Source organism: Stenotrophomonas sp. GbtcB23 (assembly GCF_019091045.1).
Taxonomy (GTDB): Bacteria; Pseudomonadota; Gammaproteobacteria; order Xanthomonadales; family Xanthomonadaceae; genus Stenotrophomonas; species Stenotrophomonas rhizophila_A.
The window spans coordinates 1-13,082 of record NZ_JAGXKC010000061.1 but is presented as its reverse complement, the minus strand read 5'-3'; the positions used below and the strand labels follow the sequence as shown (position 1 = coordinate 13,082).

Annotated in this window: 18 protein-coding genes; 11 read left to right on the top strand and 7 right to left on the bottom strand. The window is 67.4% G+C overall.

Annotated features, from left to right (window positions below):
* A partial coding sequence (locus KVS69_RS16855; protein ID WP_217539058.1) for an alpha/beta hydrolase occupies positions 1-375 on the top strand: 375 nt, incomplete at its 5' end.
* Positions 362-556: an alpha/beta hydrolase gene (locus KVS69_RS16850; protein WP_217539057.1), complete on the top strand. Its 195-nt coding sequence runs from the start codon at positions 362-364 to the stop codon at positions 554-556. The genes KVS69_RS16855 and KVS69_RS16850, both read left to right, overlap by 14 nt.
* 8 nt (positions 557-564) lie before the next feature.
* On the opposite strand, the gene KVS69_RS16845 is transcribed toward KVS69_RS16850, so the two are convergent.
* A complete protein-coding gene (locus KVS69_RS16845; protein ID WP_217539055.1) occupies positions 565-1,449 on the bottom strand; it encodes an AraC family transcriptional regulator in 885 nt (294 codons plus the stop codon).
* A gap of 82 nt (positions 1,450-1,531) precedes the next feature.
* Here KVS69_RS16845 and KVS69_RS16840 point away from each other — a divergent pair, with 82 nt between their 5' ends.
* The 4 genes from KVS69_RS16840 to KVS69_RS16825 all read left to right on the top strand — a co-directional run bounded on the left by KVS69_RS16840 (position 1,532) and on the right by KVS69_RS16825 (position 3,850).
* Positions 1,532-2,068: a carboxymuconolactone decarboxylase family protein gene (locus tag KVS69_RS16840; protein WP_068848288.1), complete on the top strand. Its 537-nt coding sequence runs from the start codon at positions 1,532-1,534 to the stop codon at positions 2,066-2,068.
* A 78-nt stretch (positions 2,069-2,146) separates the two neighbouring features.
* Complete coding sequence (locus KVS69_RS16835) at positions 2,147-2,389, top strand: hypothetical protein (protein ID WP_217539054.1); 243 nt, start codon at positions 2,147-2,149, stop codon at positions 2,387-2,389.
* Positions 2,390-2,500: 111 nt separating this feature from the next.
* Positions 2,501-3,061 carry a hypothetical protein gene (locus tag KVS69_RS16830; RefSeq protein WP_217539052.1) on the top strand — a complete coding sequence of 187 codons (561 nt, stop codon included), beginning with the start codon at positions 2,501-2,503 and terminating at the stop codon, positions 3,059-3,061.
* Between the two features lie 216 nt (positions 3,062-3,277).
* Positions 3,278-3,850: an Ax21 family protein gene (locus KVS69_RS16825; RefSeq protein ID WP_068854490.1), complete on the top strand. Its 573-nt coding sequence runs from the start codon at positions 3,278-3,280 to the stop codon at positions 3,848-3,850.
* Between the two features lie 203 nt (positions 3,851-4,053).
* On the opposite strand, the gene KVS69_RS16820 is transcribed toward KVS69_RS16825, so the two are convergent.
* The 5 genes from KVS69_RS16820 to KVS69_RS16800 form a co-directional block, all read right to left on the bottom strand.
* Entirely contained in the window at positions 4,054-5,079 is a 1,026-nt protein-coding gene (locus KVS69_RS16820; RefSeq protein WP_210132985.1) for an NAD(P)H-dependent glycerol-3-phosphate dehydrogenase, read from the bottom strand.
* Positions 5,080-5,093: 14 nt separating this feature from the next.
* Positions 5,094-5,609, bottom strand: a complete 516-nt coding sequence (gene secB / locus KVS69_RS16815) for a protein-export chaperone SecB (protein WP_068848278.1) — start codon at positions 5,607-5,609, stop codon at positions 5,094-5,096.
* A 104-nt stretch (positions 5,610-5,713) separates the two neighbouring features.
* Entirely contained in the window at positions 5,714-6,151 is a 438-nt protein-coding gene (locus tag KVS69_RS16810) for a rhodanese-like domain-containing protein (protein WP_184126254.1), read from the bottom strand.
* A gap of 73 nt (positions 6,152-6,224) precedes the next feature.
* A complete protein-coding gene (locus KVS69_RS16805) occupies positions 6,225-6,659 on the bottom strand; it encodes a hypothetical protein (RefSeq protein WP_210132984.1) in 435 nt (144 codons plus the stop codon).
* A 30-nt stretch (positions 6,660-6,689) separates the two neighbouring features.
* Positions 6,690-7,160: a YiiD C-terminal domain-containing protein gene (locus KVS69_RS16800; protein WP_217539050.1), complete on the bottom strand. Its 471-nt coding sequence runs from the start codon at positions 7,158-7,160 to the stop codon at positions 6,690-6,692.
* 43 nt (positions 7,161-7,203) lie between these two features.
* On the opposite strand from KVS69_RS16800, the gene KVS69_RS16795 reads away from it, so the two are divergent.
* From KVS69_RS16795 to KVS69_RS16785, 3 genes are all read left to right on the top strand, one after another.
* Positions 7,204-7,980: a uroporphyrinogen-III synthase gene (locus KVS69_RS16795; RefSeq protein WP_217539048.1), complete on the top strand. Its 777-nt coding sequence runs from the start codon at positions 7,204-7,206 to the stop codon at positions 7,978-7,980.
* Between the two features lie 108 nt (positions 7,981-8,088).
* A complete protein-coding gene (locus KVS69_RS16790; RefSeq protein WP_217539046.1) occupies positions 8,089-9,060 on the top strand; it encodes a uroporphyrinogen-III C-methyltransferase in 972 nt (323 codons plus the stop codon).
* 3 nt (positions 9,061-9,063) lie between these two features.
* A complete protein-coding gene (locus KVS69_RS16785) occupies positions 9,064-10,377 on the top strand; it encodes a heme biosynthesis HemY N-terminal domain-containing protein (protein WP_217539043.1) in 1,314 nt (437 codons plus the stop codon).
* Between the two features lie 64 nt (positions 10,378-10,441).
* Here KVS69_RS16785 and KVS69_RS16780 read toward each other — a convergent pair whose 3' ends face one another.
* A complete protein-coding gene (locus tag KVS69_RS16780) occupies positions 10,442-11,737 on the bottom strand; it encodes an acetyl-CoA C-acetyltransferase (RefSeq protein ID WP_095362474.1) in 1,296 nt (431 codons plus the stop codon).
* Between the two features lie 92 nt (positions 11,738-11,829).
* Here KVS69_RS16780 and KVS69_RS16775 point away from each other — a divergent pair, with 92 nt between their 5' ends.
* Both KVS69_RS16775 and KVS69_RS16770 read left to right on the top strand, forming a co-directional pair.
* Positions 11,830-12,717 carry a hypothetical protein gene (locus KVS69_RS16775; RefSeq protein WP_217539042.1) on the top strand — a complete coding sequence of 296 codons (888 nt, stop codon included), beginning with the start codon at positions 11,830-11,832 and terminating at the stop codon, positions 12,715-12,717.
* A 63-nt stretch (positions 12,718-12,780) separates the two neighbouring features.
* A partial coding sequence (locus tag KVS69_RS16770) for a hypothetical protein (protein WP_217539041.1) occupies positions 12,781-13,082 on the top strand: 302 nt, incomplete at its 3' end.

Sequence of the window (13,082 nt, the reverse complement as noted above, 5' to 3'; positions counted from 1 at the left end):
ATCCTGTTCTTCGAACCGATGTCGGTGGCCAGCCAGGAAGCGGCGCGCGCCTCGCATGAGCGCATCGCGTCGCGGCCGGGTGCCACCGGCGTACCGGTGCCAATCGATTTCGCCCGTGCCGCCCTGGGCGACCGCCCGCGCAATCTGGTGTTTCCGGCACCCCAGGTGCTGGAGGTGCTCAGACATACCGACATCCCGGTGCTGCACATCGGTGGTGACCATGACGTCAGCTTCCCGGTCGAGAACTGGTACGCGCTCAACAACGCCCTGCCGACGCTGCAGCTGCTGACCTTCCCGCGTACCGGCCACGCGCCCCAGCACCAGCATCCGCAGGCGTGTGCCGAAGCCATCCGCTGTTTCGTTGCCTACGCATGAAGACCAGCCTTCGGGCCCATCCACCGCGGCCAATGACCGCGCACCTGCTTTCCTGATCGACCAGGCCAGGCGGATCGATACCGACGTCGAGAGCGTGATCGTCAGAGGCTCCGGCCATTGGCTGATGGAAGAGGTCCCGGAGCAGACGATCCCCGCGCTGGTCGCGTTTCTGGACAAGTAACCGCCTGACTACCCACCCTCACCGTGCGCGTTCAACCACTCGCGCGGCGAGGCGCCGGTGCGCCGTCGGAAGGCGCGCGAAAAGGTGGGCGCATCGGCGAAGCCGAGCTCCAGCGCTACCTGCTTGACCGGACGACCGGCGCGCAGCAGCGAGGTGGCCACGTTGAGTTTCCAGTCCAGCGAATACGCCGCCGGCGTGGTGCCGGTGGCGGTCTTGAAGGCAGCGGCGAATGCGCTGCGCGACATGCCTGCGCGTTCGGCCATGCGTTCGAGGGTCCAGTCGGCATCGGGTTCGGCGTGCACCGCCATCAGTGCCTTGGCCAGGCGCGGGTCGGACAGGCCCATCATCATGCCGGGCGACACCTGCGCCTTGCCCGGGTGGTCGATGATCCAGCGCAGCACCTGGATCAACACGACCTCGAACAGGCGGTTGGCGAGCAGGCGCGACCCGCAGCGCAACTGGTCCGATTCGGCGAACAACAGGTCCAGCGTCGCCTGCAGGCCGTCAATGGCGCCCAGTGGCAGCACGATCGCTTCCGGCAGCGACTGCACGATCGGGTTGCGGGCGCCACCATCGAAATCGAGCGTGGCGCAGGTGAAGTCCGAGCCGTCCACGGGCGGGTTGATGAACTCGTGGTGCACCGCGCGCGGAAACAGCAGCAGCGTGGGTTCGCTCAGATGGGTGCGTGCCAGGCGCGAGCCGTCGCGATACAGCAGGTCCATTTCGCCCCGGCGCAGCACGTGCAGGAAGCCGCGGCCAGGCTGCGCGTCGAAGTGCTGGTGCCCGCACAGCGGGCCGGCATGGAACAGCGTGGCGTGGACCCGGAACCGCTCCAGCACCGGGGTCAGACGGTCGATGGAAGGACTGGACGAATTGACATCTATGAGCGACATACAGACACCAAACGTCCAGGCCGGGTTCCTATTATGCCCATCAACCGGCCACCCCGCGCCGGCATTCAAAGGAATCCACACCATGTCCCGTATCCCGCTGATCAACGCCGCCGACACCACCGGCGAACGCCAGGCCCTGCTCGGCCAGATCCATTCCGCCTTCGGTGCCACCCCCAACATGTTCCGTGCCGTTGCCAATTCCACCGCTGCCCTGAAGAGCATGTGGGGATCGTTCGGCGCGCTGGGCGGCGGCATCATTCCGGCCGCGCTGGGCGAGAAGATTGCCGTGGCCATCGCCAACCGCAACGCCTGCGAGTACTGCTTGGCCGCGCACACCGCACTGGGCCGCAAGGCCGGTGCCAGCAGCCAGGAAATGAGCGCTGCGCAGGGCGGTGAGTCCGATGATCCCAAGACGGCTGCTGCGCTGCACTTCGCGCTGCGCGTGGTGGAAGGCCGTGGCCAGATCGACGATGCCGATGTCGCCCAGCTGCGGAACGTGGGCTTCAATGATGAAGCGATCGTCGAAATCCTCGCCCACGTCGCGTTGAACCTGTTCACCAACTACGTCAACGTCGCCTTTGCGGTGCCGGTCGATTTCCCCGGCGTCAAACTGCGTTGATTCCAGCGGTCCGTGCTGGCCGGGTTCCGGCCAGCCAACCCAGGTGTTCCCTCCATCCTGATGCGTGAGACTACGGCAATGACCACGACCTACCGCCCGATCAACTGCGAGTTCCACGATGTGCTGGAAGCCACCGCCACCGGCCAGCGCCGCGTGACCATCGTGTACGTGGACGCGGCTGGAGAGGAATGCACGGCGCTGGCGCGGATCACCGACCTGCGTGCGAAGGAGGGCGCCGAGTACATGCACCTGGACGACGGACGCGTGGTGCGCCTGGATGCCATTGCGAGCGTGGACGGCGTGCGGCTGGCAGCGTTCTAAAACCTTGGTATGCAGCCTGGTGTCCGCGCCGGTCCAACCGTGCATACCAAGAGATGGCTGTGCGCCACCCGGTGCCGGATCGATAGTGGGGCCTCACCCAAGGAGTCCACCATGTCCGACATCATCATCACCGACAAGCTGCTGTCCGCCTCCGCCTACACCGCGATCATCAACGCGCCGATCGAGAAGGTGGACATCGCGGACTGGCTGTTCAACCTGCCCGAAGCGGAGTATCAGCGCTGCTGCCCGCCCGACCATATCTCCGCTGGCTCGACCCGCACCGACGATGGCACGCGCATGTCCATCAATGTCGAGATGATCGGCAAGACGCTGATGGTCCAGCACTACGTGGCCGAAACTGCCAGGCCAAGCCTGTGCCGCATGGTATCCACGTCGGACGCGTTCACGCCCAACGGTCGCACGCGGGTGCAGGTGATCTGGACGCTCAGCGTGAAGAAGATCGACGAGAACACCTGCGAATACACCAACAGCGTCGTGGCCCACCCCACGCAGGAATTCCTGGACTTCATCGCCGAACACGGCACGCCGTTCGAAGACGCGGCCGACGCCCGCCAGCGCGATGGTGGCAACCACAACAGCCGCGAGACCCCGTTGTTCGCCGCCAGCATCGAGAGACATGCGCTGGCTTCCGCTGCAAGCGCGTTGCTTTGACCTGGAACAGCCTCTGGCAGACGTCGTTCTGGACGCCGGTGAGTCCTTCCACCAAGTTCCCTGAACACGCCCTTCATTCATGTACCGGTCAGTTCAATATTCAGGGTTGATTAGAGCGCCTAACGGATAATTCACACCTGTCGACCGTCCTTCTCTCTCCCCTCCCCAAGGGGGACGGTCGGCAAAACCAAATAATAAAAAGGTGTGTTCCCGATGATGAAGACCTCCCTGCTTGCCTTGGGCCTGATTGCTGCCCTGCCGTTCGCTGCTTCGGCTGCCGATGGCCTGTCGTACAACTACGTGGAAGGCGGCTACGTGAACACCGATACCAAGGGCGGCTCCGCCGACGGTTGGGCGGTGAAGGGCTCGGCCGCCATTGCGCCGAACTTCCATGTCTTTGGCGATTACAACTCGCAGGAAACCGACCGCGGCAACGTTGATGTTGACCAGTGGCGCGTGGGCCTGGGCTACAACTACGGCATTGCACCGACCACCGACCTGGTGGCCCGCGTCGCCTACCAGAAGTTCGATCCGAAGGAAGGCCTGGATTTCAACGGCTACGCCACCGAAGTGGGCGTGCGCACCGCGTTCACCCCGATGATCGAAGGCTACGCGATGGCCGGCTACGAAGACTTCAGCAAGAAGCATGGCATCAACCCGGACGGCGAGTTCTACGGTCTGGTGGGCGCGCAGGCCAAGTTCAACCAGAACTGGGGCCTGAGCGGCCAAGTGAAGCTGGCCAAGGGTGGCGACAAGGAATGGTTCGTCGGCCCGCGCTTCACCTGGTAAGCCTGTAGCTGCACGGTACGTTGTTGGATGGCGTGATCTCTCTCTCCCTCACGCCATGAAGCCCGGCTTAGTAGGCCGGGCTTCACTTATATGGCGCCTACCTCGTCGGGGTGCCACGCGGAAACCCAGCGAAAGCTGGGTTTTCGCGTTCTGGGCATCCGGGCGGGGTAAAAAAACCCCGGCAATGCCGGGGTTTTTCCTGATCATTTGAACAGCGTGTCCGGATACTCCGGTTTCTGTTCGCGGGCCAACAGCGCGCGCAGGCCCTCTTCCGGGGTCTGCTCGCCGTGCAGCACGGCGCGGACCCGGTCGGAGATCGGCAGGTCGATGCCGTGGCGACGCGCCTGGCGCATGACTTCGTCGGCGGTCTGCACCGATTCCACCACCTGGCCGATTTCGCGGATCGCGTCCTGCAGTGACTGCCCACGCCCCAGCGCCAAGCCCAGGCGACGGTTGCGCGAGAGATCGCCGGTGCAGGTCAGCACCAGGTCACCCAAGCCAGCCAGGCCCATCAGGGTCTCCGGCTTGGCGCCAATCGCGGCGGCCAGACGCAGCATTTCGTTGAGGCCGCGGGTAATCAGGCCGGCACGGGCGTTGAGGCCCAGCTGCATGCCATCGGCCACACCGGTGGCCACGGCCAGCACGTTCTTCATGGCGCCACCGAGTTCGGCACCGACCATGTCATCGCCGGTATAGGCGCGGAACGCCGGGCCATGCATGGCTTCGGCCACCTGCTGGGCGAACTCGGCATCGTCGCCGTGCACGGTAATCGCGGTGGGCAGGCCCAGCGTGACTTCCTTGGCGAACGACGGGCCGGTAACCACCGCCAGCGGCACTTCCGGCCCGAGGACCTCGCGCGCCACTTCATGCAGGAAACGCCCGGAGCCGGGTTCGAAGCCCTTGGTGGCCCAGGCCACGCCGGCAGCCGCCGGACGCAGCGGCGCCAGCGCGCGCACGGTTTCACCGAACGCGTGCGACGGCACCACCACCAGGATCCAGGTGGCGTCCTTGACGGCCGCAGCCAGATCCGTAGTGGCGCGCAGGGATTCCGGCAACGGAATACCCGGCAGGTAGCGGGTGTTCTCGTGGCGTTGGTCGATGGCCTCGACCATCGCCGCGTCGCGGCCCCACAGCACGGTCTGGCGACCGTGCCGTGCGAGCAGGCTGGCCAGGGCGGTGCCCCAGGAGCCGGCGCCGAGAACGGCGACCTTGTCTGCGTTGTTGCTCATTGCTGCAGCGCCGATCAGGCGTTGCCGGCCGGCTCGGAATCGGCGAGCGAGGTTTCGCCCTGTTCCTGGCGCTGGCGCAGGGTTTCGGCGTACAGGCCTTCGAAGTTGATCGGCTGCAGGAAGAACGGCGGGAAGCCGCCGGCCTGGATCAGCTCGCTCACCAGCGAACGCACGTACGGGAACAGGATGTTCGGGCATTGGGTGCCCAGCAGCACGTCGATCGACTGCGGGTCCAGGCCGACCAGGCCGAACACGCCAGCCTGCTGCACTTCGGCCACGTAGGCGGTCTTGTCGCCGGCCTTGCAGGTCAGGGTCACGGCCAGCACTACTTCGAAGGCGCTCTCACCCAGGCGCTGCACGCGCTGGTTCAGGTTGAGCTGCAGCTCCGGCTGCACGGCTTCGTTGAACACGGCCGGGGCGTTGGGCGATTCGAAGGAAACGTCCTTGACGTAGATCTTTTCGACGGTGAACGCGGGGCCGGTGGCGGCGTCGGCCGGCGCGATGGCGCCGTTGGTGTTCGCTTCGGACATTTCCTGTTGCTCCAGAATGAATGCAGTAAAAACGGATTGTTACATGCCCTGCGATGGGGGCGTGTGGCGGCGCGCACAAGGCATGCCGCGCAATCCGGGCAAAATCAGTTACGGCCCTTGACCAGCGGCAGCTCGGCCTGCTGCCAGGCGGGCAGGCCGCCGTCGAGGACGTGCACCTGCTCGAAACCGGCCTTCTTCAAGGCCTTTGCGGCGGTTTCAGAGGCGGTGCCGGTGCGGCACACCAGCACCACCGGGCGCTGCTTGGCGTTGGCCACCAGCTTGTGCTCCGGCCCGAACTGGGCAGGCTGCACGTTGCGGCTGCCGGCAATATGGCCCTTCTCGAAATCGGTGCCCGCCGACAGGTCGACCACGACCGCGCCGCCAGCATTGATCAGCTGGGTCAGCTCGGCCGGCTTGATCGACTTGTAGCCGCGCAGCAGGCGGCGCACCTCGGTGACGAGGATGGCGACGGTCAGGCCCACGAAGGCCATCGACAACATCGGGTTTCGGCCGGCAAAGGCCAGCAACTCTTCGTAATTCACTTAGATCACGGGTCGATTAGCGGGCGCCGATTGTCGCACATGCGGGCGAACCGGCGTCCAGCCCTGGGCCAGCTCAGGATTCCTGCCACAGGTCCGGCAGCCCACTGGCCTGCAGCCAGCGCTTGCCCTCGGCATCCCAGCGCCAGATTTCCTTGACCCGCACCGAACGTTCGGACTGGGTGTTGATATTGATCACCCGGACCTCGGCATTGCGGCCGATCCGGCCGTCGGGCAGCGGCACGTTGTCGCCGGCGCGGTAGCTGGAGATCTTCACCTGCTCGAACCTGCGCAGTTCCAGGTCGGTCAGCGGGTGCTCCTTGGCGTAGGCCGGGTCCAGGTACGGCAGCATGTCTTCCACGGTGCCCCAGCGCATGGTCGAGTCGTACTTGACCTGGGTTTCCTCGAGCTGCTTGCGCTGCTTCTTGGTGGTTTTCTGCTCGCCGGCGAATGCCGACACGGAAGTCAGGGCCAGCAAGGCCAGCAGCAGGATCTGAATGGTGCGACGCATGCGAATTCCCCAATCGGCAAGGCGCCCATCCTACCGCCTTGCGAAGGCAACGAAACGTCCGGTCAGTTCAGCTGCGGGCTTGCCGGCCTCGCCGGGCTGGCGGGCCACCACCTCGATGCGGGCCTTGCCGCGCTGGGCGAAGGTGGCCAGGAAGGCGTCCCAGTCCGCATCGTCGGCCGCCTGCGCCTGGGCCAGCAGGTCCTCATAGACCGGGGCCAGGTAGCGCACGTGGCTGTCGGCCACGTAGACATCGGCATCGAAGCCGGCCAGACGCAGGCGCAGGGTGACCAGCGCCCAGCCGGACAGGGTCAGCGCCGAGGACAGGCTGCCGCCGAAGGCGTTGCCCTTGTCATTGACGTTGGCGGCCAGCGGCGCGCGCAGGGCGAGCACGCCATCGGCATAGGCATCCACGCGGATCTGCATGGCCGCTACCGGCGGCATGCGCTCCAGCACCTGCTGCAGTGCGGCCAGGTGCGCAGGGAGGGAATCTTGTTCAGACATCAGTACGGCGACGTTGCAACGAAGGCCTCGCATAATGCCCGCAATGAACAGCCACGCACATGTGCCGGATTGGACCCTGGTGTCGCTGCGCCCGCGCGGCCAGCACGCACCGCTGCGGCGCGCGGCCGAAGCGCTGGGCGCGCAGGTGATCGGCTTGTCGCCGTGGGCCCTGGTGGCCCGCCACGATGCGGGCACCCGCGCGGCCCTGGCCCATGCGCTGGGCGCGGACCGCGTGGTGTTCAGCAGCCCGGCGGCGGTGCATGCCGCCGCGCGGCTGCAGCCGCTGCAGGCCCCGCACGCCGGCACCTGGCTGGCGGTAGGCGCCGGCACTGCCGCTGCGCTGCGCGGGCATGGCGTTGACAACGTGGTGGCTCCCACCCGGATGGACAGCGAAGGCCTGCTCGACCTGCCGGCGCTGGCCCAGCTGCAGGGCCTGCGCGCGGCGCTGGTTACCGCCCCCGGCGGGCGCGGCATCATCGCCAGTACGCTGCAGGAACGTGGCGCGACGTTGCAGCGGGTGGATGTTTACCAGCGCAGAGCGCTGCGCCTGCCGCCCCGGCAACTGCAGCGGCTGCGCCACCAGGCCGGGCCGTGGGTGCTGGCGCTGAGCAGTGCCGAGGCCCTGGCGCTGCTCAGCCAACAGCTGCCGGCGGACCTGCTGGCGCAGCTTCGCCAGGCGCATGTGGTGGCCGCCAGCGAGCGGTTGGCCGCTCTGGCGACGGACGCCGGATTCACCCGGGTCACCCTCGCTGCCGGACCGCTGCCGGCGCAGCTGGCACAGGCCGCACACGCGGCTGTCACCACCGCAGCAACTTCCTGAACAGGGGTCGTTTGCGGCCTTGCAGGGCCTGCGGGCGGCGAGCGATGCTGTGCACTTCGTCGATCGCCAGCTCGTGAATGCACCGGCGCGGTCGACAAGGATGCCTGCATGAACGACATGGTTCCGCCCCCGCCCCACCGACCATTGCGCTGGATCGTGCCGCTTGCCGCGCTTGCGGTGGTGGCCGGTGGCGCCGCGTGGGGCTGGACCCAATGGCAGGCGCAGCAGGCGCGTGTCGCGCAGCGCGAGGCCGATGCCGCCGTGCTCGTGCAGGGCCTGGCCGGCAGCGTGGAAGCGCTGCGCCGCGACCAGCGCTCCACCTCGCAGCGGGTGCAGGATGCGGCCGCCACCAACCGGGTGCTGCGCGATGAAATGCTGGGCCTGAGCCAGCGCAATGCCCTGCTGGAAGAGAACCTGGCACGGCTGGCCGACAGCACCCGCCACAACGCCCAGGCGCTGCAGCTGGAAGAGGCCGAACTGCTGCTCAGCCAGGCCGGCCAGCGCCTGGCGTTCGCCGATGACGTGGAGGGCGCCAAGCGCCTGTACGCCTTGGCGGCCACGGCGCTGGAAGACGTCCAGGGCACCGAGTTCCTCAACCTGCGCCAGGCCCTGATGCAGGAACGCAACGCGGTCGATTCCCTCGGTCCGGGCGTGCGCGCCGGCATCAACCAGCGCCTTGGCACCTTCTCGCAGTCGCTGCTGGCGCTGCCCGAACAGATCGCTCCGGCGACCGACACCGCCGCACCGCCGTGGTGGCACCACGTGCTCGCCCCGTTCGTGACCATCACCCCCACCGCAGTGCAGGGCCCCCTGACCCGCGCCGAGCGCACCGCCGCGTGGGATTCGCTGCAGCTGGAGCTGACCCTGGCCCGTGCCGCGGTTGAACGCGGCGACCAGGCCGGTTTCGAACAGGCATTGGACCGGGTGGCGCTGTGGATGCCGCGGCTGTGGCCGGATTCACCCGGCCTGCGCGAGCGTCGTGGTGAACTGCAGCAGTTGCGCACCCAAGTGCTACGCCCGCCGCTGCCCGAACTGGGCAGCACCCTGCAGCAACTGCGCGCCATGCGCGATGGGAGTTGATACATGAAGCCGATTCAATCCGTGGTGGTGCTGTTGCTGGCCGTGGTGCTGGGCGTGGTGGCCGCGCAATGGCTGGGCACCGAATCGCTGCGCCAGTACGGCGAGGTGATCTACCGTGCCGGCGGCAACGATTACCGCTCCACCGTGCCGCAGGTGGCACTGATGGTGCTGGTGGGCCTGCTGGTGCTGTGGCTGCTGTGGAGCCTGGTGGCCTCGCCGTTCCGTGCCTGGGGCCGCTACCGCCGCAAGCAGGGCCGCGCCCGCCTGATCGAAGGCATGCAGGCGCATGAGTACGGCCACTGGCAGCGCGCCGAGAAGCTGCTGGGCACCGCCGCCGAAGACGAAGAAGTGAGCGCGGTGGCCTACGTGACCGCCATCCGCAGCGCCGAAGCGCGTGGGGACCAGGCTGCGGTGGACCAGTACCTGCAGCGCCTGTCCACCACTGATGCCACCGCCTACGCGCTGATGCAGGCCGAACGCCTGCTGCAGCAGGAGCGCCCGGTGGATGCGATCAACGCGCTGGATGCCCCGGGCATCCAGCCGCTGCCGCCGCGCGGCCTGTGGCTGCGCACCGAAGCGTTGGCACGTGCCGACCGCGCGCACGAGGCCTACGGCCAGCTGGGCGCGCTGCGCAAGCAGAAGGTGCTGCCCGATGAGGCCGTGGCCGAACTGGAAGTGCGCCTGGCCGCGCAGTCGCTGCTGGAGGCCGGCGATGTGAATGCGCTGGCCGCGCAGTGGGAAGCCACCCCGAAGGCCCTGCGCAGCGACCCCGATGTGGTGTCGGCCTACGCGCTGCGCGCCGTGGCGCTGGATTGGGATGAGCCGGCCCTGCTCAACCTGGAACAGGCGCTGGATACGCGCTGGGACGAATCGCTGGTGACGCTGTACGGTCAGATGCCGGTGGAGAAGCTGGCCACCCGCCAGGCCAACCTGCAGCGCTGGCTGGGCCAGCAGCCGTCCAGCCCGGCCCTGCTGCTGGCGCTGGGCCGCATCGCCGCGCGCCAGGGTGAGCACGTCCAGGCCGAGGATTACCTGCACCGCGCCATTGCCGCCGGCGCCGGCTCCCCCGCCTGGGAAGCGCTGGGTGAGGTCTTCACCGCACGCGGCGAACCCGCCTTGGCTGCGCAGTGCTACATCAACGCCCTGCGCCAGCAGCGCGGGGAAGACAGCGTGGTGCTCGCGCGCCCGGTCGCCCCACTGGCGGCCGTAGTGCCCGAACGCGCCACGGTCGAAGAACAATCCTTGATGAGCGAACCGCTGCCGGTGCGCGACATCCATCGCGACGAGCGCGATGAATACGGCAACCCGATCCGCTGACGCCGTCCCCAACAAAAAAGGCCGCCCAACCGGGCGGCCTTTTTTTTTGCGCGATGCGAACAACTCAGCGCTCGACGATCGCCACCACGCCCATGCCGCCGGCGGTGCAGATCGAGACCAGCGCGCGGCCACCGCCGCGTTCGGCCAGCTGCTTGGCCGCCGTGGCGATCACGCGTGCACCGGTAGCCGCAAACGGATGGCCGGTGGCCAGCGACGACCCCAACGGGTTGATCTTGGCCGGGTCGATCCTGCCCAGCGGCGCATCCAGGCCCAGGCGGTTGCGGCAGTAGTCTTCGCTTTCCCACGCACGCAGGGTGCACAGCACCTGCGCGGCGAAGGCTTCATGGATTTCGTAGATGTCGAAATCCTGCAGGGTCAGGCCATTGCGCTTGAGCATTTCCGGCACCGCGATGGTAGGCGCCATCAGCAGGCCTTCGCCGTGCACGAAATCAACGGCGGCCACCTGCGAATCGCGCAGGTAGGCCAGCGGTTCGTGGCCATGCGCGCGCGCCCATTCCTCGCTGGCCAGCAGCACCGCCGACGCACCATCGGTGAGCGGGGTGGAGTTCGCCGCGGTCAGCGTGCCGCGGCCGGAGACCTTGTCGAAGGCCGGCTTCAGCGTGGCGAGCTTTTCCAGCGAGGTATCCGCGCGCAGGATGTTGTCGCGCTCCACGCCGCGGAACGGCGCGATCAGGTCATTGAAGAAACCGCGCTCATAGGCCGCGGCCAGCTTCTTGTGCGAGGACACCGCCCACTCGTCCTGCGAATCGCGGGAGATGTTCCACTCCTTGGCCATGTCTTCGCAGTGGTCGCCCATGCTCTTGCCGGTGCGCGGTTCGGCCACGCCCGGGAATTCCGGCTTCAGTTCGCCCAGCTTGAAGCCGCGCACGATCGCCTTGATCTTGTCGCCGGTGGTCTTGGCGCGGTTGGCGGCCAGCAGGCGCGCGCGCAGCTTCTTGCCGTACACGATCGGCACGTCGGAGGTGGTGTCCGAACCGCCGCCGATGCCCGATTCGATCTGGCCCAGCGCGATCTTGTTGGCCACCGCAATGATCGTGTCCAGCGAGGTGCCGCAGGCGCGCTGCATGGTGATGCCCGGGGTGAGCGGGGACAGGCCCGAGGACAGCGTGGCTTCGCGGCCCAGGTTCCAGTCGCTGGAATGCTTGATCACCGCGCCCATCGCCACTTCGCCCAGCTGCTGCCCGTGCAGGCCGAACCGTTCCACCAGCGCACCAAGCGTACGTACCGACATGCCCAGGTTGCCAACGTCCGAATAGGCGGTGTTCTGGCGGCAGAACGGGATGCGGACGCCACCGAGAATGGCGACGGGACGAGCGTTGGGCATGGAGATACCTGGCATGGGAGGGGTGTCTGCAACATGGCCTGCACGAAGGAGCAGGCATAATGGGGCCAAGTGTAGCTGCCGCCCTGTGATGGGCCAACTGTGAACCCATGAGCAAACCCGACCCCGGCATGAATGCCCTTGGCGTACTGGCATTGGAACTGGCCGGAGGAGACGCCCCCCGCCACGCGGCCCTGACATCCGCGCAGGCGGGCGAACTGGCCGACCGCGTTGGCCGCGACCTGGCCAAGCTGGTACCCGGCGTGAGCGGACTCGATTTCGTGTTCGCCGGCGCCCATTTCGACCCCGCCGAAGTCCTGCGCCCCGGCTGGCCGATCCACCGCCGCCTGGAAGAACTGCAGATGCGTGCGCCCGGCCGCAACGAAGGCCCGCGCCTGCTGGCGTTCGGCGCCGGTGCCGACGGCGAAGTGCCGCTGCCGTTCCAGGCCGATGCGAGCCTCACCGGCGGTGGCCTGCGCGTGGTGCCGTTCCTGCTGACGGGCACCGACGTAACCCAGACCACCGCCGTAGCCGAAGCACTGGAAGAGGTGTTGCTGGCCCAGGGCATGGCCCAGGCCGATACCGCCCTGCAGGCGCAGAACGCCTTCGGCGCGCAGATCGAGCACGCCCGGTATTTCACGGTGAACGACCTGGCCGCGATGATGTCGATGCAATACGACAACCAGGGCCTGGCCGAGTTGTGGCCGCTGATAGAAACGGCGCTGATGGCGCCGCAGTCTGAGCAGTGGCTGGACAGAGCGCCGGAACCGCTGCTTCGATACGCTGACGGCGAAGTGCGTATGGCACTGTTCGATCCGGCCGGCTGGTGCAGCTACTACAGCCACGACAAGGGCAACTGCGACCGCCTGCAGGGCATCTACGAGCAGTACCTGATGCGTCAGCGGCAGATGGCTGCCGTGCTGGAAGCGCACGGGCTGCCGGTGCTGTTCGTGCATTGCGAAGCAGGACAGAATGCGCGGGACCTGTTGGCGCGCTGAAGGTGGCGCGCTGACTGGATTGGAGCACGCTGGATTGGAACACGGACCGACAAGGATGCCGAGATGATGCAGCTGCTTCGCCATGCGCCCGTTGCGGCGCTTCTGCTCGCCTGCCTGACGCCGTTGCCGGCAATGGCCGCGGCACAGTGCCACGTGGCTCCTGAGTCCCAGCAGGCGCTCCCGGCCCTGGTGGGTCGGACAACATACCCCCATGCGGTCCAGCAGGCTCACGATGTGAGCCTGCGCGTCGTTGCCGATGCGCAGGGCAACCCGGTTGAGGCTTCCGTGGACGGGTCAACCAGCGCCGACGCCACCCGCCGCAGTGCGATGCGCTGGAAGTACCGTTGCGATGGCGACAAAGGCGG

What these genes read in the sequence shown, in the direction of transcription:
- KVS69_RS16775 (WP_217539042.1), top strand. Translation starts at nt 11,830, where the DNA reads ATGAGCAAACCCGACCCCGGCATGAATGCCCTTGGCGTACTGGCATTG.
- KVS69_RS16820 (WP_210132985.1), bottom strand. Translation starts at nt 5,079, where the DNA reads ATGAGCAACAACGCAGACAAGGTCGCCGTTCTCGGCGCCGGCTCCTGG.
- KVS69_RS16795 (WP_217539048.1), top strand. Translation starts at nt 7,204, where the DNA reads ATGAACAGCCACGCACATGTGCCGGATTGGACCCTGGTGTCGCTGCGC.
- KVS69_RS16780 (WP_095362474.1), bottom strand. Translation starts at nt 11,737, where the DNA reads ATGCCAGGTATCTCCATGCCCAACGCTCGTCCCGTCGCCATTCTCGGT.
- KVS69_RS16800 (WP_217539050.1), bottom strand. Translation starts at nt 7,160, where the DNA reads ATGTCTGAACAAGATTCCCTCCCTGCGCACCTGGCCGCACTGCAGCAG.
- KVS69_RS16805 (WP_210132984.1), bottom strand. Translation starts at nt 6,659, where the DNA reads ATGCGTCGCACCATTCAGATCCTGCTGCTGGCCTTGCTGGCCCTGACT.
- KVS69_RS16785 (WP_217539043.1), top strand. Translation starts at nt 9,064, where the DNA reads ATGAAGCCGATTCAATCCGTGGTGGTGCTGTTGCTGGCCGTGGTGCTG.
- KVS69_RS16830 (WP_217539052.1), top strand. Translation starts at nt 2,501, where the DNA reads ATGTCCGACATCATCATCACCGACAAGCTGCTGTCCGCCTCCGCCTAC.
- KVS69_RS16790 (WP_217539046.1), top strand. Translation starts at nt 8,089, where the DNA reads ATGAACGACATGGTTCCGCCCCCGCCCCACCGACCATTGCGCTGGATC.
- KVS69_RS16835 (WP_217539054.1), top strand. Translation starts at nt 2,147, where the DNA reads ATGACCACGACCTACCGCCCGATCAACTGCGAGTTCCACGATGTGCTG.
- KVS69_RS16845 (WP_217539055.1), bottom strand. Translation starts at nt 1,449, where the DNA reads ATGTCGCTCATAGATGTCAATTCGTCCAGTCCTTCCATCGACCGTCTG.
- secB (WP_068848278.1), bottom strand. Translation starts at nt 5,609, where the DNA reads ATGTCCGAAGCGAACACCAACGGCGCCATCGCGCCGGCCGACGCCGCC.
- KVS69_RS16825 (WP_068854490.1), top strand. Translation starts at nt 3,278, where the DNA reads ATGAAGACCTCCCTGCTTGCCTTGGGCCTGATTGCTGCCCTGCCGTTC.
- KVS69_RS16840 (WP_068848288.1), top strand. Translation starts at nt 1,532, where the DNA reads ATGTCCCGTATCCCGCTGATCAACGCCGCCGACACCACCGGCGAACGC.